Genomic DNA, 17,941 nt, shown 5'->3' on the forward strand with positions numbered 1-17,941 from the left:
TCATCACTGGGAGACGGTTTGCAGTAGCTGGTTGAACAAGGTCTGGGCGGTCTGCAGTACCTTGGCCGAGGCCTGGTAGGCCTGCTGGTACTGGATCAGCCGCGAGGCCTCTTCATCGAGGTTGACGCCGGCCTGCGACGAGCGATTGCTCTCGGCGTCGGAGGCGACGTTGGTGGACACGCCGGACAGGTAGTTGGCGCCCTGGACGCGTGCACCGATGTCGCTGAGATCGTTGGCATACGCATCGTTGAGCGTCGCCCCGACCGTGACGCTGCCGCTGGGCAGCAACTGCTTGCCGACGAAAGGATCGGTCTGGATGTCGAGGAAGGCCTTGGCGTTGCCGTTGTTCGAGCCCGGGTACTGCGTGGCAGCGATGGACAGCGTGTCGCCGGCGCGGGGCACGCCGTTGAGGCGCAGCTCGAAGCCGAGGTTGATAGGCGGTACGGCGCCCGGTTGGTTGCCGATGGGTTGGCCGGATTTCCAGACGCCGGCGAGCGGTGCGCCGACGGCCGGCGTCAGCGTGTAGTTGACGCTGCCGTCCGGGTTGGCGGCGCCGAAGGCGACCGAGATGGGCAGGTTGGCGGCGCTGAAGCTGCTGTTGACGGCGTAGATGCTGTCGAGAGTGGCGGTGCCGGTGTTGTTGACCGATGTGACGGCCGTCACCGGCGACGCGGCGGCGATGCCGTTCGGGTTGTCCAGCACGCGCCGCATATTGACCGCGGCCGCGCCGACGGGCTCGATCACATAGCTGTCCCCGGCCGCCGGAGGCGATGGGCTGAAGTTGATCGTGAAGCCGTCGACGGTGGCGCCGGCGGCGACGGTGCGCACCTGGCCGTCACTGAGGCGTGTGAGCTGGTAGGTGCCGGGCGCCGCGCCGGCAGACAGCTTGTAGGCGCTGGCCTGCAGTTGGCTGGCATCGACGATGGTGGCCTGCACGCCGTTCGTGAAGCTGCTGTCGGGGTTGCGCTGGTTGTTCGTCGACGGCAGCACGCGCGGCGCGGCGACGTTGAAGATCGGCGCCCCCTGGCCCGGCGGCGTGGACAGATCCAGGCCCAGGGCGTTCTGTGCATTGACGCGCGTGCCAAGGGCCGCGGCGAGCTGGCCGACCATATTGCGCGCGTCCTGCAGGTCATGGTTCTGGAACTGCAGCAACGCGCTCAGGCTGCCGCCGGTCAGCACGCTCTCGTCCAGCGGTCGCGTGCTGCCGCCCTCGTTGAGGGCCAGCACGGAGCGTTGCGGGTCGTAGCTGTCCGGCGCGATCTGCAGCGACGAGGCCGTATTGCCGAGCACGAGGCGCTGCCCGCCACCGATGAAGACACCCATCGTGCCGTCGTCGGCCGGCAAGGTCGTCACGGCGACATGTTCAGAGAGCTGCGAGATCAGCTGGTCGCGCTGATCGAGCAGGTCATTGGGCGAATGGCCGCTGCCCTGCACCTTGGCGATCTTGTCGTTGACGCTGGCGATCTGCTGGGCAAGCTGGTTCACGAGGGTGACGCCGGCCTGCAGGTCGCTGGTGACGCCGGCCTGCATGTCGGCGAGCTGCGATCCGACACTGGAGAAACGCGTGGCCAACTGCTGGGCCTGGCCAAGCACGACCTGGCGAGCCGAAAGGTCGCTGGGCCGGTTGGCCACGTCCATCATGCTGTTGAGGAACTGGCTGACGGCACTGCCGAGGCCGTCGGTGCCGGTGGGGAAGATCTTTTCCAGCCGTGTCAGCTGCTCGGCCTGCGTCGTGTCGCCCGAGGCGGTGGACTTGGTGTTGATGGCTTCCTTGGTCAGAAAGTCGTTGTGGGAGCGCTCGACGGTCTGCACGTCCACGCCGCGGCCGAAGAAGCCGGCGCCGGTGTACTGGCCTGGTGCGGTCGTCAGCACGACGGACTGGCGCGAGTAGCCGGGCGTGTTCGCGTTGGCGATGTTCTGGCCGACCGTCTGCAATGCCGCCTGGTTGGCGAACATCGCGCGGGCGGCGATGGAGAGTAGGCCGGCCATGGTTCTTCAGTCGTCCGTCAGGCCAACGCACGCTGGACGCGCATCGTGGTGTTGATGGTCTTGGCGATCTTGTCGGCATAGGCCGGATCGGTGGCGTAGCCGGCCTGCTGCAGGCCGCGGGCGAAGCCGGCCGCGTTGCCATTCTGGGCCTGGGCGACGACCTTGGCGTAGCGCTCGTTGCTGCTGATCAGCCTGGCGTAATCCTTGAACGCCTCGTCGTAGCTGCCGTAGGCGCGGAACTTGGCGGTGACCTTGTGGGCCTGGCCGTTGATGACCTCGGTGGTCTGCACGTCGACGGTCTTGCCCGTCCAGCCCGGCGTGGCCTTGATGCCGAACAGGTTGTGGCTCTTCGTGCCGTCGGCGCCGGTGATCTCGCGCCTGCCCCAGCCGCTCTCATGGGCGGCCTGGGCGACCATGAAGCTGGCCGGGATGCCGGTGGCCGCCGAGGCCGCGCGGGCCGAGGCGTCGTGCTTCTGGATGAAGCCCTGCACATGGCTGGGGATGCCCTTGGTGGCCAGGGCCGGCAGGGCCTGGGCCAGCGTGGTCTGGCTGGCCTTCTTCACGCTTTCTGGCGACAGGTCCTGCACGCCCATCTGGCGCTGCAGCTGGCGCGTGATCGCATCCGACAAGCCTCCCGGCAGGCCGCTGAGCTTGCCGGCGAACTGCGTATCCAGCATCTCGGTGCCGAGCTGCGTCGCGTTGTTGTCCAGCATGCCGCTGGACAGCGTGGACGCGCGCATGCTCTTCATCACTTCCTGCATGAAGAGCGTCTCGAACTGCCTGGCCGTCTCGCGCACCGCACCCTTGGGGTCGCGCGAGGCCTGGGCCTTGAGCTGGTCGAGGCTCCCCAGGCTCTGGCCCGAGATGGACTGGAAGGACGGCGAGGACATCAGATCACCTCGAGCTCGGCATTCAAGGCGCCCGCGCTCTTCATGGCCTGCAGGATGGCGAGCAGATCCTGGGGCGTGGCGCCGAGCGAGCTCAGCGCCTTCACGACGTCCGACAGCCGTGCGCCGGCGGGCAGCTGGATGAGGCTGCCGGGCTCCTGGCGGATGGAGATGTCGGCCTTCTCGGCCACCGTGGTCTGGCCGCTCGACAGCGCATTGGGCTGGCTGATGATCGGCGTGGAGCTGATCGTCACCGACAGGCTGCCGTGGGCCACGGCGCAGGCCGCCAGCGTGACCGCCTGGTTCATGACGACGGAGCCGGTGCGGGCATTGATGACGACGCGGGCGGCCGGCGTGGCCATGTCGACGGCGAGGTTCTCGACGTCGGCCAGGAATGCGACGCGGTCGTCCGGCGTGGTTGGGGCGCGCACGCGCACGACGCGGCCGTCCAGCGCCTGGGCCGTGCCGGGGCCCTTGGCCTTGTTGATGGCCTGGGCCACGGCGCGGGCGGTGGCGAAATCGCTGCTGTTGAGATCGAACTGCAGGGTGTCGCCCTGGGCGATGGGCGTGGGCACCGAGCGCTCGACCAGGGCGCCCGCCGGGATGCGGCCGGCGCTGAGGTGGTTGATCTGCACCTTGGAGCCGCCCGCCGACGCGCCGGCGCCGCCGACCACCATATTGCCCTGGGCAATGGCGTAGATCTGGCCGTCGGCGCCGCGCAGCGGCGTCGCGATCAGCGTGCCGCCGCGCAGGCTCTTGGCATTGCCGATGGAGGAGACGTTGATGTCCAGCTCCTGGCCGGGCTGGGCGAAGGGCGGCAGCTGGGCCGTCACCATGACGGCGGCGATGTTGCGCGGCTGCATGGTCACGCCCTGGGGCAGCAGCACGCCGAACTGCTGCAGCATGGCCGTCAGGCTCTGGCCGGTGAAGGGCGCCTGCGTGGTCTGGTCGCCCGTGCCGTCCAGGCCGACGACGAGGCCATAGCCGGTCAGCGGGTTGGAGCGCACACCGGCGACCGCCGCGACTTCCTTGATGCGGATGGCCTGGGCGATGGGCGCCAGCACGATGGCCAGGCTGAGGAGGAGGGCTTGCAGCGTCTTCACTCGGCCGATTCTGCGGATGCTTGAGCCCGCGAAGCCGATGAAAAGGCCGCGGACCGCCCCGCTTTTCCAAGCCCTGGCGACGCGGGCCGCGGCAGTGCGTGATTTTTCACGCTGTAAGGCCGGGCCATGCCGTGCGACCACTGGGCACCTGTGAGGCATGAGGCGCCCAGGCAGCACAGCCAACCCCTTCCCCTCTTCAACTTCCCGGAGACCCGCGATGAAACAACGCCTTTCCCTGCTGCCCCTGGTGCTGGCCACCACGCTGGCCGCCTTTTCCTTCCCTGGCCACGCCCAGGGCCTGACGCGCGAACAGGTCAAGATGGACCGCGACGCCTTCCTCGCGCTGATGCGCTGGGACGAACTGACCGGCATGTGGGTGCTGAAGTCCGGCATGGAGCCCCCCAAGGGCGTCATGTCGCGCGCCGAGGTGATCGCCATGCGCGACCAGTTCCTGCGCATGAACGTCTATGACGACACCGTCGGCAGCTGGGTGGCGCTCAAGGCACCGCGCGACATGAGCACGCTGACCCGCGAACAGGTCAACATGGAGACGCTGCGCTTCCTGATGATGTACCGCTACGACGAGTCGCGGAACGACTGGGTCAGCAAGATGCGCTGAGCCGTCGGGCGGCCGACTTCGCAACGCGAGAAAGACCGGCCCGCGCTCGCGCCCCCTCGGTCGAGGGGGCGCCCCGGCAAGCTAGCGCTCAGGTTGTTTTGCGTGTGACGTGAGACCCTGTCAACCCCCATCCAGCAAGGGTCCATGGTCTGGCAGCGGCCAGGCGTGCGCCCGGGATGCGGGTCAGGGCATTGCAAGGCTTGCCTTGACCTCCCAAGCCGGGGGTATGCCGACAGGTTCCTGAATGTATATGTCGGTAAAGTTTTTATAACTTACCGACCAGCCCCACCTGCCATGCGCGCGCCCTCCAAGACCCTGACGCTGGTCCATGTCGTCTTCTCTTCACGTCTGGCGGGTGGCGAACTGCATTGCGTCGACTTGGCCAATGCCCAGGCCGCACTCGGCCACCGGGTGCATGTCATCGGCGTCGCCGGCTCGGCCGTCGAGGGCGCGCTGGCCCCCTCGGTGCGCTTCCACGGCCTGAAGCTGCCGCTGCTGCGCGGCCTGCGCGTCGCCGCGCTGGCCCGGCGCCTGGGCGCCGACGTCTGCCACGGCCACCTCGGCCCGGCCTGCAAGGCCGTCGCCCATGCAGGCAGCGCCGCCCGTATCGGCACGCTGCATGTCGGCTACAAGGCCCACCACCACGCGCACCTGGACGGTCTGGTCTGCGTGAACCGCGCCCAGCACGACAGCCTGCCCGAGAACCGCGAGGGCCTGGCCCGGCTGATCTACAACTGGGCGCCCGAGCGGGCCGCCGCGCCGGCCGCGGCCGGTCTGCGCGCCGAACTGGGCCTGGCGCCCGGCCAATTGCTGGTGGGCAGCGTCGGCCGCCTGCAGCAGGCCAAGGGCATGGACCTGCTGGTCGCCGGCTTCAAGGCCCATGCGCCGGCCGATGCCGTGCTGGCCATCCTCGGCGAGGGCCCGGACCGCGCGCTGCTGGAGCAGCTGGCCGCCGGCGACCCGCGCATCCGCCTGCTGGGCTTTCGCCGCGACGTGGACCGGGCGCTGCAGGCTTTCGACCTCTTCGTGTCCGCCTCCCGCGAGGAGGCCTTCCCGCTCGCCATCCTCGAAGCCATGCGTGCCGGCCGCCCCGTGCTGGCCACGGCCACGCAGGGCCCGGTCGAGATGCTGGCCGGCCAGCCGGCCCGCCTCGTGCCGGTGGGCGATGCCGACGGCCTGGGCCGGGCGCTGGCCGAGGAAGTGGCGCGCCTGCGCCCGCTGCCGCGCGAGCAGCGCAGCGTGCGCTATGCGACCGCGGCCTACGACCGTGGCCATGCGGTGGACAGGACCCTGGCCTTCTACCGCGACGTGATGCTGTACCGCGCCCCGCAGGCCCAGCACTACGAGGACGAAGACGAAGCTTTCGCCAGCTGAAGCCGATGCTGAAGAGGCCGCGGACCGACTTCTGGCAGGTCGGCATCGTTCCCGTTCGCGTCGAGGATCTGGATGCCCGCAGCCTCGCCGCCGCGCGTGATCGCATCACCTGGCTGCCCGACCCCGGGCGCTGGCGCTATCTGGCCGACCCCTTCGGCCTGGTGCGTGGCGATGCGCTGCATGTCTTCGTTGAGGCCTACGACTACCGCGTCAAGCGCGCGACCATCGAGCGCCACGAGCTGGGCCTGACCGATCTGGCCTGGCGTGGCTGCACGACGGTGCTGGACCAGCCCTTCCACCTCTCCTACCCCCAGGTCTTCGAACACGAGGGCGAGACCTGGATGGTGCCGGAGAGCTACCAGGCCGGCGAGATCGCCCTCTACCGTGCCGGCGACGACACGCTGGACAACTGGGAGCGCGAATGCGCGCTGCTCGGCGGCCTGCCCGGCGCGGACGCGACGCTGGCCGAGCATGGCGGGCGCTGGTGGATGTTCTACACGCTGGTCGGCCCGAACGCGCGCGACCAGCGCGAGCTGCATATGGCCCATGCGCCGGCGCTGGCCGGCCCCTGGACGCCACTGCCCGCCAACCCGGTGCGCGTCAGCCGCGACGGCGCGCGGCCGGCCGGCCGGCCCTTCCTGTCCCACGACGGCGTGCTGACGCTGCCGGTGCAGGACAGCAGCACGGGCTATGGCGGCGCCACGCGGCTGCTGCGCTTCCCGGCGCTGACGCCGGAGCGCGTCGTCATCGAGGCCGGCGCGGAGCGCCTGACCGGCGACCTCGCCAGCGCCAGCCACAAGGCGGGCCTGCACACGCTGTCGGGCTGCGGCGGCTTCACGCTTATCGACGTGAAGCGCATCGACCGCTCGCGCGTGCGGCAATGGCTGGATTTCAAGCGCCGGCTGCGGCGGCTCGTCGGCGCCTGAGCGTCCTCATTTCGGAAAGCGCTCCAGCTTCCTGCCGTCGGCCGGCAGGCCGTACTGGGCCATGTTGAGCTGCATGGCCAGCAGCGTGCAGTAGCCGGCGATGGCGGTCAGGTCGACGACGCCGGGCTTGCGGAAACGCTTCTCAGCGCCAGCGAAATTGGCGTCGGACACGCGGCGCCCGTCGGCGATGGCCTCGACCGTGGCGGGCTTGATGCCGACCTTGAGCGCGATCGGCGCATGCACATGCCACTCGTCGCCTTGCGTCCATTCGCGCGCGATGACGAGGACGGTCAGCTCGGACAGCGTCGTGCCGATGGCCGGCTTGAAGCGCAGGTAGTCGCCCATCGAGCGGGCCAGCGTCATGACCTGCGGGCTGTACATCAGTGGCTCGAAGAGACCGAAGACCGGCGTCTTGCGCGCCGCCTCGAACTCGGCCGCGGCCTGCTTCTGCTCGGTTCGCCGCGCGCCGGAGGCCGGCGGAAGCCCGCTTGCGGCGCATACTCGATCCCCCGTCGACCCCAGCCCTGCCCGACATGACCGCTGCCGACCCGCTGCCCGACCGCATCGCCGCCCGCGTGGCCGAACTCGAAGCCCAGGTCATCGCCTGGCGGCGCGGCCTGCACCAGCATCCCGAGCTCGGCAACCGCGAGTTCCGCACCGCGGCCCTGGTGGCCGAGCACCTGCGTGCGCTGGGATTCGACGAGGTGAAGACCGGCGTCGCCCACACCGGCGTGGTCGGCCTGCTGAAGGGCGGCCGGCCGGGTGGCGTGGTGGCGCTGCGGGCCGACATGGACGGCCTGCCCGTCAGCGAGGAGGTGGACCTGCCCTTCGCCTCGAAAGCGCGCGCGGTCTGGAACGGCGAGGAGGTCGGCGTCATGCACGCTTGCGGACATGACTGCCATGTCGCCATCCTGATGGGCGTGGCCAGCGTGCTGGCCGGCCTGCGTGCCGACATCTCTGGCAGCGTCAAGTTCATCTTCCAGCCCGCCGAGGAGATGCCGCCCGAGGGCGAGGAGGGCGGTGCCGAGCTGATGATCAAGGAGGGCGCGCTGCAGAACCCGACGCCCGGCGCCATCTTCGGCCTGCATGTCACATCGCGGCTGCCGGCCGGCGTCATCGGCTACCGGCCCGGGCCGACCATGGCCAGCAGCGACAAGCTCAGGATCACCGTGCACGGCAGGCAGACCCACGGCGCGGCGCCCTGGCTGGGCGTGGACCCCATCGTCACGTCGGCGCAGATCGTGCTCGGCCTGCAGACCATCGTCAGCCGCAACCTCGACTTGAACCGCGAGCCGGCCGTCGTGACCATAGGCGCCATCAAGGGCGGCGTGCGCGAGAACATCATCCCGGACTCGGTCGAGATGCGCGGCACGATACGCAGCTTCGACGAGGGCATGCGCGACGCCATCCACGAGCGCGTGACCGAACTGGCCGAGGGCATCTCGGGCGCCGCGCGGGCGAGCTGCCGGGTTTGCATCACGAAGAACTACCCCGTCACCGTCAACGACCCGGTGCTGACCGAGCAGATGGTGCCGACGCTGACCCGCGTGGCCAGCACCGGGCCGCGGCCCATGGGCATCGAGGTCGTGCCCAAGGTCACCGGCGCCGAGGACTTCTCCTTCTTTCAGCGCCTGATCCCGGGCCTGTTCTTCTTCGTCGGTGTCACGCCGCCGGACGTCGACCCGGCTCAGGCCGACTCCAACCACTCGCCGCGCTTCTTCGCCGACGAGCGCGGGCTGGAGGTGGGGGTGCGGGCGCTGGCCAATCTGGCCGTGGACTACCTGGCGTCGCTCCAGGGCTGAGCGGCCCCGGCCCAGGCTTCGTTACGCAGCCGCGCGGACTCGCCGCTGTCCTCCATCTGCTGCAGCACGCCGGCCAGGTGCGGCAACAGGCCGCGCTGGCGGGCATGCAGAAGTGCGAACAGCGGGGCGACGTGCAGGGGTGCGGGCAAGGCGACGAGGCCGTCGAGCTGGGCCGCGTCGATGCCGGGTTCACCGGCCGCGGCCGTGATGAGGGCGACGTCGACGATGCCGGCGCGCAGCAGCCGAAGAAGATCATGGCGGCTGGTGGCCTCGACGCGCCGGGGCAGCTGGACCAGCAAGCCCTCCAGCAGCACGACGCCGCGCGGGTAGCCGACGCGCCAGGGCGCGAGGCCCGCGAGGTCGTGGGCGATGCTGGTGCCGCGGCGCACATAGCCGCGCACCTCGACGCTGGCGAGCGGGACGGGCACGACCAGCAGGTCGGGATGGCCATCGGCCACCGCGCGGATGCGCAGCGCCTCGCCGTCAAGTTGGCCCTGCGCGGTCATGCGCAGCGAGCGGCGCAGCGGCAGGGGCTCGAAACGGACGCATATCCCGAGCCGTTCGAAAGCCTGGCTCAGCAGGGCTCGTGCGCCCGGCGCCAGGCCGCTCTGGTCATTGGCGTCGGTGGCGAAGCGCAGCGCGGCGACAGGCTCCGCGGCCGTGGCACAGGGCAGGCTGCATGCCAGCAGCGCCAGCATCAGCTGCCGCCGTGAAGAACCCCGCATCTTCGACCTCCAGGCCTGGCTGGATGGCTCCCTGGTCTGGGTCGATGTTAGGCGTCAACTGGGCGCGATGTTCAGGAAGAAGCGCGACAACCACCCGATCGCGTGGGCATCGGAGGTGGCGCCGCGGCCGCGCTGCTCGATGCGCACATTGGCCACCGACGTGGACGGCACTGCATTGCCCTGGGCGATCATGCGCGGGTCGACCTGGCCTGAGAAGCGCAGTACGTCGACGTTGTGGTTCACGCCGATCTGCTTCTCGCCGCTGATCATCAGGTGGCCGTTGGGCAGCACGGCGGTCACGACGGCGGTGATCGCGCCGGTGAACTCGTTGGTGTTCTGGTTGCTGCCCTTGCCCTTGTTGTCGTTGGCCGAAGTGGCGCCGGCGCTGGCCTTGCCGAAGGAGTTGGCCGCGACGAAGGGCAGGGCGGTCACGCCGGCCGACAGGCTGCCGGTCTTGCTCAGCTCGCTGGTGCTGGTCTGCGTGGCCGAGACCTTCTCGATGATGTTGATCGTCAGCGTGTCGCCCACCAGCCGCGCGCGATGGTCCTCGAACAGCGGGCGATAGGCCGCGGCCTGGTAGATGGAGCCATTGGTGGGCGCCATCGGCGCGACCGGCGGCAGGTTGACGACCGGCGTGTGCTCCAACTCGACCTGGGGCTCGGGGTAGGGCGTCGCGCAGCCGGCAAGCAGGGCGATGAGGGCGACAGCAGCAAGGATTTTCATGACAACTTCTCCATGGATCAGGCCGCGTAGCCGGCCGCTCCTCCAGCAGCAGCCATGGAACCGGCTTTGCCGGCCATCGGCTGCGCCCCCTGGGGGAGCGCGCGAGCGCTACGGGGGGAGCTAAATCTGGGCGAGCTTCTGCAGCATCTGGTCGGACGTTTGGACCGCCTTGGAGTTCAGCTCGTAGGCCCGCTGGGTCTGGATCATCTGCACCAGCTCCTCGACGACGTTGACGTTGGAGGTCTCGACGAAGCCCTGCTGCAGTGCGCCCATGCCGTTGTTGTTGGGTGCACCGGTGTTGGGCGTGCCGCTGGCGGAGGTTTCTGCGAACAGGTTCTGGCCCTTGGGGTCGAGGCCGGCCGGGTTCACGAAATTGGCGAGCTGGATCTGGCCCACCGTCTGCGCGGTGGCCTGGCCGGGCAGGGTGACGCTGACGGTGCCGTCGTTGCCGATGGTCAGGCTCTGCGCGTTGTTCGGGATCGTGATGCCGGGCAGCACCGTGTAGCCGTTGCTCGTGACCATCTGGCCGTTGGCATTGAGCTGGAAGCTGCCGTCGCGGGTGTAGGCGTTGGTGCCGTCGGGCATCTGGATCTGGAAGAAGCCGTCGCCCTTGATGGCCAGGTCCAGGTTGTTGCTGGTCTGCTGCAGGTTGCCCTGGGTGTAGATGCGCGCGGTGGCGACGGGGCGCACGCCCAGGCCCACCTGCAGGCCGGTGGGCAGCGTGGTCTGCTCGGTGCTGTTGGCGCCGGCCTGGCGCAGGTTCTGGTAGATCAAGTCCTCGAAGACGGCGTGCGAGCGCTTGTAGCCATTTGTGGCGACGTTAGCGAGGTTGTGGGAGATGTTGTCCAGCTGGGTCTGCTGGGCTTCCATGCCGGTCTTGGCGATCCAGAGCGAGCGCATCATGGTGGTGTGTCCTCAAGTGCTGCCGAGCAGCTTGGCCGATTGCTGGCCTTGCGTCTGGGCAATCTGCAGCAGCTTCATCTGCTGCTCGAACTGGCGGCCGGCGGCGATCATGGCGACCATGGTCTCGACCGGGCTGACGTTGGAGCCTTCCAGCGCGCCGTCCTGCAGTCGCGCGGCCGGGTCGGCGGGCAGATCGCCCTCGGCGGCACGGAACAGGCCGTCGTCGCCACGTTTGAGCTGGGTGCTGGCCTCGGGCGTGACGAGCTTGAGCCGGCCCACCGTCGTCGGTTTCTGGTTGGGCTGCTTGGCGCTGATGGTGCCGTCGCTGCCGATGTCCACCGTGCTGTTCTGCGGGATGTTGATGGGGCCGCCGTCGCCCAGCACCGGCATGCCGTTGCGCATGACGAGGATGCCTTCGGCGTTCACGTCCAGCGAGCCGGCGCGGGTGTAGGCCTCGGTGCCGTCGTTGGCCTGCACGGCAAGCCAGGCCTTGCCCTGCATGGCCACGTCGAGGTTGCGGCCGGTCGCGGTCAGCGGGCCGGCCTCGTCGTTGTAGCCGATGGTGGTCTCGAGCGAGTAGGCCCGCGTGGAGGCGCCGTCGCCGCGCACCGGCACCGCGCGGAAGGCCTGCAATTCAGCCCTGAAGCCATTCGTCGTGACGTTGGCGAGGTTGTGCGAGAGCACGTCCTGCCGCTGCATGGCCGCCTTGGCGCCGGCCATCGAGAGGTAGATCATGCGGTCCACGTTGTGCCCTCGCCGTCAGCGTTCAGCGGAGGTTCACGATCGTCTGCAGGACCTGATCCTGCGTCTTGATCGTCTGCGCATTGGCCTGGTAGGCGCGCTGGGCCGTGACCATGTTGACCAGCTCGGCCGTCAGGTCGACGTTGCTCTCCTCGAGTGCGCCGGACTGCAGCGATCCCATGTTGCCGTCGCCCGGCACGCCGACGACCGCATCGCCCGAGGCGACGGTGCGGACCCAGACGTTGCCGCCCATGGCCTGCAGGCCCTGGGGGTTGCGGAAGGAGGCGAGTTCGAGCTGGCCGGCCGGCTTGCTCTGGCCGTTGGAGTAGCGGGCCTGGATGACGCCGTTGTTGGCGACCTGGATGCCGGTCAGCTGACCTGGCGCGTAACCGTCCTGGGTCAGGTTGGTCACCGCGAAGCTGCTGCCGTTTTCGGTAGCGCCGGTTACGTTCAGCTGGATGCCGGGGATGGCCAGCGTCGGGTTGCCGCGCGCGCTCGTGCCGGCCGGCACGCTCATCGCGATGGGGGCGGTGGGCGATGTCGGCGAGCCGCCGGTGCTCGGGAAGGTGATCGTGGTGTAGGGCGTCGTCGGGTTGCCGTTGGCGTCCAGCGCGATCGCGCCGCCGGCGGCGTTGGTGGTGAACGGCGAGCCGTTGGCGGTCGCGTAGACGTTCCAGACATCGTTGCCATTGGCAGCGGTCGCGGCGCGCTGGAAATAGAAGGTCACGGCCACGTCCTGGCCCTTGGCGTCGTAGACGGTCATCGACGTCGCGTTGTTGTAGGTCGTGCTGTCCTTCAGGTCGATGCCGGTGCCGGTGCCGCCTCCGGGGGCCGTGGTCTTGGACCGGGAGTCGAGGTTGAACTCCATTTTGACGGTGGTCGTCACGGCGGGCGGGATGCCGCTGGTGGGCAGCAGCAACGGCTGGGCCGTGCCGGGCTGGATGACGCCGGCGCCGTTGGCCGGGTAGCCCATCAGCTTCAGGCCGTCGTTGTTGACGATGTAGCCGTCGCGGCTGACCTTGAACTGGCCGTTGCGGCTGTAGCGTGCCGGGTTGATGCCGTCGCTGACCTGGAAGAAGCCGCCGCCGTTGATGGCGAGGTCCATCGGGTTCTCGGTCGTCGTGATGTTGCCCTGCGTGAACTGCTGGGCCACGGCCTTCAGCGTCGTGCCGATGCCGACCTGGTTCTGGCCCGCGCCGTTCATGGCCGTGGCGTAGACGTCGGCGAACTCGGCGCGCGCGTCCTTGGCGCCGTAGGTGCCCGAGTTGGCGATGTTGTTGCCGATGACGTCGAGGTTCTTGGACGCGGCGTTGAGCCCGGAGAGGCCTTGCTGGAAGCTCATGGGGGAGTCCTTGCTGTCAAATCAGTTGACGGCCTGCACGGCCGTGTAGTCGACGGAGCCCAGGCGGGCGAGGTCGAGCCTGAGGCTGCCGTTCTCGCTGTAGACCGCCGTGACCTTGTCGTTGGCGTAGGTGGTCGACGTGACGGGGGCGGTGCCGTTGGTTGCCGTGATGCGGTACTTGACCTCGCTGCCCTCCGACACCATCGTGCCGGCGTTCCAGCTGAAGGTCTGGCGGCCCGAACCCTGGGCGCCGAGCTGCTGGGTGTCGATGACGTTGCCGGCCGGCCCGAGGATCTCCAGCTTGACCGCGCTGGCCGCTCCGCCGAGGTCGTAGCTGCCTTCCGCGACGCCGTTCGTCACCTGCAGGCTGTTGCTGGGCACGCTGACCTCGCGGCCCACCAGCGAGACGGACTGCAGGGCCTGCATCTGGCCGAGCTGGGTGCCCAGGCTGTTGATGCTGGTGTTCAGCGTGGACAGGCTCGTCACCTGCTGGATCTGCGCCATCTGGCTCGTCACCTGGGCGTTGTCCATCGGGTTGAGCGGATCCTAGTTGTTCATCTGCGCGACGAGCAGCTTCAGGAAGCGGTCCTGGGTATCGGCCGCGTTGGTCGACGACGTGGAGCCGCTGCTCGTGCTGGACGTGGTCGAGGTCGTCGAGGTTGCCGAGTTGCTGCCGTTGAGTACGGAGAAGTCCATGGCGTGCTTTCAGCGGACGACCATCACTGGCCGAGTTGGAGGGTCTTGAGCAGCAGGCTCTTGGCCGTGCTCATGACTTCGATGTTGTTCTGGTATGAGCGCGAGGCCGAGATCATGTTGACCATCTCCTCCACCGGGTTCACGTTGGAATAGGTCACATAGCCGTCGGCATCGGCCTGCGGGTGCTTGGGGTCGTGCACGCGGCGGCCGGGGGGCTGGTCTTCGGTGATGTTGGTCACGCGCACGCCGGCGTTGCCGCTGTCGTCGCCCGCGCCCATCAGCGCGGTCTGGAATACCACCTGGCGCGCCTTGTAGGCCTGGCCGTCTGGGCCTGCCACGGTGTCGGCGTTGGCGAGGTTGCTGGCCACCACGTTCAGGCGCTGGCTCTGCGCGCTGACCGCGCTGCCGGCGACGTTGAAGATCTGGAACATCGACATGGCTTACCCCTGGTTGGGCGACTTCATCGCGTCCAGCGCGTTGCGCACCGAGGCGTTGATGAAGCGCAGCGTGGCCTCGTACTTCACCGAGTTGTCGGCGAAGCTGGCGCGCTCGCGGTCCATGTCCACGCCGTTGCTGTCCAGGCTGGTCTGCGACTGCAGCGCGAACTCCTTGCCGCTCTCGCCGCGCGCACCCGCCAGCGGCGCGATATGGCCGCTCTGTGTCGTGGCCAGCGCGCCGGGTGTACCGACCTCGCCCGTGGCCTCGCGCAGCGCCTGGGCGAAATTGATCTCACGGGCCTGGTAGCCCGGCGTGTCGGCGTTGGCGATGTTGCTGGCGAGCAGGCGCTGGCGCTCCGCCCGCAGCGTCAGCGCCTGGGTCTGGAAGTTCAGCGTGTCGGTGAGTCGGTTCAGCATGTCGGGCCCCTTGGAGTTGCACAGCCGGGGCGGCTCTTGCGCAAATTGTCTGGAGAGGCCCCGAAAACATGAGCGGGATTAGCGGGGCCAAAGCAGCTCAATTCCGACCAAGGGCGGCCGGCGGCCGTCCCTAGAGTGGCGGCCATGCTGCGTCGAACCGCATTCCTGCTGTGTCTGCTGCTGGCCGGGCGGGCCGTCTGGGCGCAGAGCGTGCCGCAGACGCCGCTGGACCCGGCGCTGATCGAGCGCGTGCGCCAACTGGCCGAGACCGCCGCCCGCGCCACCGCGCCGCCCGGCACCCGTGTCGCCGTCGAGATCGGCGCGCTGGACGCCCGCCTGCGCCTGGCCCCCTGCCGGCAGGTCCAGCCCTATCTGCCGCCCGGCATGGCTGCCTGGGGCCGCAGCCGCATCGGCCTGCGCTGCACCGACGGCGCGGTGCGCTGGAACGTCACGCTGCCGGTGCGCGTGGCCGTGTTCGGCCGAGCCGTCGTCGCCAGCGGCCCGCTGCCGGCCGGCGTGAATTTGTCTCAAGAACAGCTGGCCCTGGCCGATATCGACATCGCGGCCGAACCCGGCGCCGTCTTCACCGACCCCGCCCAGCTCGTGGGCCGGGTGCTGGCGCGGCCGCTGGGCGCGGCGGACGCCGTGCGCGTGCCGGCGCTCAAGGCCCGCCAGTGGTTCGCCGCCGGCGAGACCGTGCAGGTGCGCCTGGCCGGCGAGGGTTTTGCCGTCGCCTCCGAGGCCCAGGCGCTCGGCGCCGGCATCGAGGGGCAGGAGGTCAGGGTGCGTTTCGGGAGCGGGCGCGTCGCCAGCGGCCGGGCGGTGGGCGAGCGCCGGGTGGAACTGTTGCTGTGAGCAAATTGCCACGGATCGCCGGAGCTGGCCGGAAAAACCCGCCAATTCCCGCTCAAGAACTCCTGCCAGCGGCCGATACAGGAGGAAACTCCCCTGCATTGCCCGCCAGCGGGGCCCGCCCCGTACCCTGGAGAAGCTCATGAAGATCGGTCACAGCCACGACGCCAGCGCCAGCCCGCCCAAGGCCGAGCGCAGCGCCACGCGTAAAACCGAGGCGGCGGCCACGGCCGCCACCGAGACCGCCCAGCAGACGGCCAAGGCCGGCGCGCCCGCGCCCAGCGCTCAGGTCGCCATCTCCAGCGCTGCCAAGCTGGCCGCCAGCGGCGGTTCGGACGACGGCAGCTTCGACGCCGCCAAGGTCCAGCGCATCTCCCAGGCCATCAGTGAGGGCAAGTTCACGGTGAACGCGAACGCGATTGCCGACAAGCTGGTCGCAAATGCGCAAGAATTGCTGAGCGCGCGCGCCAACAAACACTGAAGCCCATGACCGCCATCGTCTCGCCCACCCCGCTCGGCGCCGAGCTCGAAGCTCCGCTGTTGGCCGTCGAGGCCGCGCTGAAGCAGCTGGGCGACGCCCTGGCCCGCCGCGACGCTGCCGCCATCGAGCAGCACGCGGCCGAACTGCATCAGCACCTGGCCCGCGCCGTGCAGAGCTTCAGCGAAGCCGCCCGCTCCGGCAGCGTGCCCGCCGCGCTGCGCAACCGCCTCGTGCGCGCCGGCGGCCTGCTCGCCGCCCAGCGCGAGACGCTGGCTCGCGGCAACGCCTCGCTCGACCGCGCGCTCGACGTGCTGATCCCGAGCGAGCCCACCGGCCTCTACGGTGCCGGCGGCAAGGCCGAGCGCCGCAGCTTCGGCGGCGGCAGCTTCACCGCCTGAACCTGACATGCCCCAAACGGAAGCCACCCTCGGGTGGCTTTTTGCTGTCCGGGCGGATGCGACGGGCCGAGCGCCGGGCCGCCCCAAGCCGGCCCGCATTGACGATGTGTCCGCGGCTCGATGCCGCGAACATCGTCGTCCCCACGGGGGCTGAGCCCGGACACGTTGAGCCCAGTGGGCTCGACGTGCCTGGCGAAGAGCTGCGGCATTGTCCGCAGCGCGGTCTGCAAGACCGACTAGGCTCGCTCGCGTTCAGCGGAGCGAGGCTGGGCGATGGGCGGCGTTTCAGCGCGTGGCTGCCTGGCGCACCTTGTCGAGGTAGGCGTGCCCGTCCGGTGGCAGGCCGCTGCGCTGCGAGGCCCAGATCATCTCGCCCAGCGCCTCCATCGCCACATGATGGGCCTCATGGCGCGAGTTGCGCCGGGCGGCCAGCAGGTCGATGGCCTGGCGGATGCCCGAGGGCTGGTCGATGGCGTGCTGTTCGGTGATCGTCAGGTGCATGGACAGGTGCAGGAAGGGGTTGGTGCGGCCTTCCTCGACCGTGTAGACCTTCGCAAGCGCCCCGGCCTCGTCCGCCAGGTCCGCGTGGTATTCCGGGTGCTCGGCGATCCAGTCCGCGGCCAGGGCCTCCATCGGGATCAGCGGCGCGCCGTCGCGCCATTTGCGGTAGGTGGCGCAGAAGAAGCGCCGGACTTCGAGCTGGGAGGGGGCGAACATGGCGGGATTGTCGCCAGTTGCGCTGCTTCGGGCCGGGTCGGGGCAATACAGGCGCATGCCGCTGGGGGTGGGTGCGGCCAGTGTGCAGCGGCTGCCGTCGTCCGCGTCATGAAGGCGGGCTCACGCTCTGGGACCTGAAGCCGTCATCGGTTCACCGGTGGACGTGCCATCAGCGATGACCGCTGTCGAAGGTGAAGCAGCCACCCAGACAGTCGGGCCGCTGCAGGCCCCGTCGCACCTCAGTGAACGTTGCTGCTGATGGCGTCGAACTGGTACTTTCGACCCGTTGCGGAAGGCGATCTCAGGCGGTTGGACTGCCCGAAAGCTGCCACTCAAAGTCAGAAAGTCTCGTCGACCACCCACTCACCCGCGCTCCAAGATTGGCCAGATGTTGCGCAGGTCCAAGGGCGCCAGGAGATGGGGCGGCTACGGCGCAACGGTACGTTGTTCGAGTGTCCCTTCAGCAAGCATGCGCTGCCGGGTCCGCGCATGCCAATCGGAGCGCAGCATGTGCCCCGGCGTCGATTCGACCATCGCCAAAGTGAGCTCGTAGATTGCATCGTCCGACAACGACATATCGAGAGGGATCGACATCGGCGGTACGTACCACGGTGTCTGGGCGAAGAGCTCGATGCGATTGCCCTCCGGATCCAGGAAGTACACCGACCACGCCCCGCCGTGATTCGTGGGGTTCATGCCGGCGACCTGCTCGTCGCCCCGATGGCCACCCCAAACTGCTCCACTCGTGGCCACCCAAACTGCTCCGGGCAGGACGCAGGGATTATGTGGGGTCCGAGGTGATGAGCAGG

21 protein-coding genes and 1 pseudogene are annotated in these 17,941 nt (G+C 69.3%); 7 read left to right on the plus strand and 15 right to left on the minus strand.

Going from position 1 to position 17,941, the window contains the following annotated elements:
• Nucleotides 1–3: 3 nt before the first annotated feature.
• From flgK to EV671_RS10305, 3 genes are read right to left on the minus strand one after another with little or no spacing between them, the layout of a single operon-like run.
• Nucleotides 4–1,989 (minus strand): flagellar hook-associated protein FlgK, encoded by a 1,986-nt coding sequence (flgK, locus tag EV671_RS10295; protein WP_132571219.1) that lies wholly within the window; start codon nucleotides 1,987–1,989, stop codon nucleotides 4–6.
• Nucleotides 1,990–2,006: 17 nt separating this feature from the next.
• On the minus strand, nucleotides 2,007–2,879 hold the full coding sequence (flgJ, locus tag EV671_RS10300; protein WP_207911130.1) for a flagellar assembly peptidoglycan hydrolase FlgJ: 873 nt from the start codon (nucleotides 2,877–2,879) through the stop codon (nucleotides 2,007–2,009).
• Nucleotides 2,879–3,979 carry a flagellar basal body P-ring protein FlgI gene (locus EV671_RS10305; protein WP_243655673.1) on the minus strand — a complete coding sequence of 367 codons (1,101 nt, stop codon included), beginning with the start codon at nucleotides 3,977–3,979 and terminating at the stop codon, nucleotides 2,879–2,881. Before EV671_RS10305 ends, flgJ begins: the two co-directional genes overlap by 1 nt.
• Nucleotides 3,980–4,196: 217 nt before the next feature.
• Between EV671_RS10305 and EV671_RS10310 the strand changes: the two genes are divergently transcribed.
• The 3 genes from EV671_RS10310 to EV671_RS10320 all read left to right on the plus strand — a co-directional run bounded on the left by EV671_RS10310 (nucleotide 4,197) and on the right by EV671_RS10320 (nucleotide 6,898).
• Nucleotides 4,197–4,598, plus strand: a complete 402-nt coding sequence (locus EV671_RS10310) for a hypothetical protein (RefSeq protein ID WP_132571221.1) — start codon at nucleotides 4,197–4,199, stop codon at nucleotides 4,596–4,598.
• A gap of 294 nt (nucleotides 4,599–4,892) precedes the next feature.
• A complete protein-coding gene (locus EV671_RS10315) occupies nucleotides 4,893–5,972 on the plus strand; it encodes a glycosyltransferase (protein WP_165917524.1) in 1,080 nt (359 codons plus the stop codon).
• A gap of 5 nt (nucleotides 5,973–5,977) precedes the next feature.
• On the plus strand, nucleotides 5,978–6,898 hold the full coding sequence (locus EV671_RS10320) for a glucosamine inositolphosphorylceramide transferase family protein (protein WP_132571223.1): 921 nt from the start codon (nucleotides 5,978–5,980) through the stop codon (nucleotides 6,896–6,898).
• Between the two features lie 6 nt (nucleotides 6,899–6,904).
• Here EV671_RS10320 and EV671_RS10325 read toward each other — a convergent pair whose 3' ends face one another.
• Nucleotides 6,905–7,279, minus strand: a complete 375-nt coding sequence (locus EV671_RS10325; RefSeq protein ID WP_207911131.1) for a carboxymuconolactone decarboxylase family protein — start codon at nucleotides 7,277–7,279, stop codon at nucleotides 6,905–6,907.
• Between the two features lie 152 nt (nucleotides 7,280–7,431).
• Here EV671_RS10325 and EV671_RS10330 point away from each other — a divergent pair, with 152 nt between their 5' ends.
• Entirely contained in the window at nucleotides 7,432–8,700 is a 1,269-nt protein-coding gene (locus EV671_RS10330) for an amidohydrolase (RefSeq protein ID WP_132571224.1), read from the plus strand.
• On the opposite strand, the gene EV671_RS10335 is transcribed toward EV671_RS10330, so the two are convergent.
• From EV671_RS10335 to flgB, 9 genes and pseudogenes are all read right to left on the minus strand, one after another.
• Nucleotides 8,676–9,425, minus strand: a complete 750-nt coding sequence (locus EV671_RS10335) for a type 2 periplasmic-binding domain-containing protein (protein ID WP_132571225.1) — start codon at nucleotides 9,423–9,425, stop codon at nucleotides 8,676–8,678. The two genes, EV671_RS10330 and EV671_RS10335, sit on opposite strands and share 25 nt — an antisense overlap.
• 54 nt (nucleotides 9,426–9,479) lie before the next feature.
• Entirely contained in the window at nucleotides 9,480–10,148 is a 669-nt protein-coding gene (locus EV671_RS10340; RefSeq protein WP_132571226.1) for a flagellar basal body L-ring protein FlgH, read from the minus strand.
• A 120-nt stretch (nucleotides 10,149–10,268) separates the two neighbouring features.
• Nucleotides 10,269–11,051 carry a flagellar basal-body rod protein FlgG gene (gene flgG, locus EV671_RS10345; protein WP_132571227.1) on the minus strand — a complete coding sequence of 261 codons (783 nt, stop codon included), beginning with the start codon at nucleotides 11,049–11,051 and terminating at the stop codon, nucleotides 10,269–10,271.
• 12 nt (nucleotides 11,052–11,063) lie between these two features.
• Nucleotides 11,064–11,795 carry a flagellar basal-body rod protein FlgF gene (gene flgF, locus EV671_RS10350; protein ID WP_132571228.1) on the minus strand — a complete coding sequence of 244 codons (732 nt, stop codon included), beginning with the start codon at nucleotides 11,793–11,795 and terminating at the stop codon, nucleotides 11,064–11,066.
• Nucleotides 11,796–11,817: 22 nt separating this feature from the next.
• On the minus strand, nucleotides 11,818–13,134 hold the full coding sequence (gene flgE, locus EV671_RS10355; protein ID WP_132571229.1) for a flagellar hook protein FlgE: 1,317 nt from the start codon (nucleotides 13,132–13,134) through the stop codon (nucleotides 11,818–11,820).
• A 21-nt stretch (nucleotides 13,135–13,155) separates the two neighbouring features.
• Nucleotides 13,156–13,560 (minus strand): flagellar hook assembly protein FlgD, encoded by a 405-nt coding sequence (locus EV671_RS27350; RefSeq protein WP_243655675.1) that lies wholly within the window; start codon nucleotides 13,558–13,560, stop codon nucleotides 13,156–13,158.
• Nucleotides 13,561–13,596: 36 nt separating this feature from the next.
• Nucleotides 13,597–13,830 (minus strand): annotated as a pseudogene (locus EV671_RS27355) (flagellar hook capping FlgD N-terminal domain-containing protein); the annotation flags it as partial.
• 23 nt (nucleotides 13,831–13,853) lie between these two features.
• Complete coding sequence (flgC, locus tag EV671_RS10365) at nucleotides 13,854–14,267, minus strand: flagellar basal body rod protein FlgC (protein ID WP_132571230.1); 414 nt, start codon at nucleotides 14,265–14,267, stop codon at nucleotides 13,854–13,856.
• A gap of 3 nt (nucleotides 14,268–14,270) precedes the next feature.
• Nucleotides 14,271–14,684 (minus strand): flagellar basal body rod protein FlgB, encoded by a 414-nt coding sequence (gene flgB / locus EV671_RS10370; RefSeq protein WP_132571231.1) that lies wholly within the window; start codon nucleotides 14,682–14,684, stop codon nucleotides 14,271–14,273.
• A 144-nt stretch (nucleotides 14,685–14,828) separates the two neighbouring features.
• On the opposite strand from flgB, the gene flgA reads away from it, so the two are divergent.
• From flgA to EV671_RS10385, 3 genes are all read left to right on the plus strand, one after another.
• On the plus strand, nucleotides 14,829–15,539 hold the full coding sequence (flgA, locus tag EV671_RS10375) for a flagellar basal body P-ring formation chaperone FlgA (protein WP_132571232.1): 711 nt from the start codon (nucleotides 14,829–14,831) through the stop codon (nucleotides 15,537–15,539).
• 139 nt (nucleotides 15,540–15,678) lie between these two features.
• On the plus strand, nucleotides 15,679–16,017 hold the full coding sequence (flgM, locus tag EV671_RS10380) for a flagellar biosynthesis anti-sigma factor FlgM (RefSeq protein ID WP_132571233.1): 339 nt from the start codon (nucleotides 15,679–15,681) through the stop codon (nucleotides 16,015–16,017).
• A gap of 5 nt (nucleotides 16,018–16,022) precedes the next feature.
• Nucleotides 16,023–16,415 carry a hypothetical protein gene (locus EV671_RS10385; RefSeq protein ID WP_132571234.1) on the plus strand — a complete coding sequence of 131 codons (393 nt, stop codon included), beginning with the start codon at nucleotides 16,023–16,025 and terminating at the stop codon, nucleotides 16,413–16,415.
• A 285-nt stretch (nucleotides 16,416–16,700) separates the two neighbouring features.
• Here EV671_RS10385 and EV671_RS10390 read toward each other — a convergent pair whose 3' ends face one another.
• Both EV671_RS10390 and EV671_RS10395 read right to left on the minus strand, forming a co-directional pair.
• Nucleotides 16,701–17,132, minus strand: coding sequence for a DUF1841 family protein (locus EV671_RS10390; RefSeq protein WP_132571235.1), 432 nt, complete (start codon nucleotides 17,130–17,132; stop codon nucleotides 16,701–16,703).
• Nucleotides 17,133–17,558: 426 nt separating this feature from the next.
• Nucleotides 17,559–17,828, minus strand: a complete 270-nt coding sequence (locus EV671_RS10395) for a VOC family protein (RefSeq protein WP_132571236.1) — start codon at nucleotides 17,826–17,828, stop codon at nucleotides 17,559–17,561.
• Nucleotides 17,829–17,941: the final 113 nt, after the last annotated feature.

It is taken from the genome of Roseateles saccharophilus (assembly GCF_004342485.1).
Classification (GTDB): domain Bacteria; phylum Pseudomonadota; class Gammaproteobacteria; order Burkholderiales; family Burkholderiaceae_C; genus Pelomonas; species Pelomonas saccharophila.

Bases quoted from the DNA above. Each gene is read 5' to 3' on its own strand.
- flgK (WP_132571219.1), bottom strand. From the start codon at position 1,989: ATGGCCGGCCTACTCTCCATCGCCGCCCGCGCGATGTTCGCCAACCAG.
- flgJ (WP_207911130.1), bottom strand. From the start codon at position 2,879: ATGTCCTCGCCGTCCTTCCAGTCCATCTCGGGCCAGAGCCTGGGGAGC.
- EV671_RS10310 (WP_132571221.1), top strand. From the start codon at position 4,197: ATGAAACAACGCCTTTCCCTGCTGCCCCTGGTGCTGGCCACCACGCTG.
- EV671_RS10315 (WP_165917524.1), top strand. From the start codon at position 4,893: ATGCGCGCGCCCTCCAAGACCCTGACGCTGGTCCATGTCGTCTTCTCT.
- EV671_RS10320 (WP_132571223.1), top strand. From the start codon at position 5,978: ATGCTGAAGAGGCCGCGGACCGACTTCTGGCAGGTCGGCATCGTTCCC.
- EV671_RS10325 (WP_207911131.1), bottom strand. From the start codon at position 7,279: ATGTACAGCCCGCAGGTCATGACGCTGGCCCGCTCGATGGGCGACTAC.
- EV671_RS10330 (WP_132571224.1), top strand. From the start codon at position 7,432: ATGACCGCTGCCGACCCGCTGCCCGACCGCATCGCCGCCCGCGTGGCC.
- EV671_RS10335 (WP_132571225.1), bottom strand. From the start codon at position 9,425: ATGCGGGGTTCTTCACGGCGGCAGCTGATGCTGGCGCTGCTGGCATGC.
- EV671_RS10340 (WP_132571226.1), bottom strand. From the start codon at position 10,148: ATGAAAATCCTTGCTGCTGTCGCCCTCATCGCCCTGCTTGCCGGCTGC.
- flgG (WP_132571227.1), bottom strand. From the start codon at position 11,051: ATGATGCGCTCGCTCTGGATCGCCAAGACCGGCATGGAAGCCCAGCAG.
- flgE (WP_132571229.1), bottom strand. From the start codon at position 13,134: ATGAGCTTCCAGCAAGGCCTCTCCGGGCTCAACGCCGCGTCCAAGAAC.
- EV671_RS27350 (WP_243655675.1), bottom strand. From the start codon at position 13,560: ATGCAGGCCCTGCAGTCCGTCTCGCTGGTGGGCCGCGAGGTCAGCGTG.
- flgC (WP_132571230.1), bottom strand. From the start codon at position 14,267: ATGTCGATGTTCCAGATCTTCAACGTCGCCGGCAGCGCGGTCAGCGCG.
- flgB (WP_132571231.1), bottom strand. From the start codon at position 14,684: ATGCTGAACCGACTCACCGACACGCTGAACTTCCAGACCCAGGCGCTG.
- flgA (WP_132571232.1), top strand. From the start codon at position 14,829: ATGCTGCGTCGAACCGCATTCCTGCTGTGTCTGCTGCTGGCCGGGCGG.
- flgM (WP_132571233.1), top strand. From the start codon at position 15,679: ATGAAGATCGGTCACAGCCACGACGCCAGCGCCAGCCCGCCCAAGGCC.
- EV671_RS10385 (WP_132571234.1), top strand. From the start codon at position 16,023: ATGACCGCCATCGTCTCGCCCACCCCGCTCGGCGCCGAGCTCGAAGCT.
- EV671_RS10390 (WP_132571235.1), bottom strand. From the start codon at position 17,132: ATGTTCGCCCCCTCCCAGCTCGAAGTCCGGCGCTTCTTCTGCGCCACC.
- EV671_RS10395 (WP_132571236.1), bottom strand. From the start codon at position 17,828: ATGAACCCCACGAATCACGGCGGGGCGTGGTCGGTGTACTTCCTGGAT.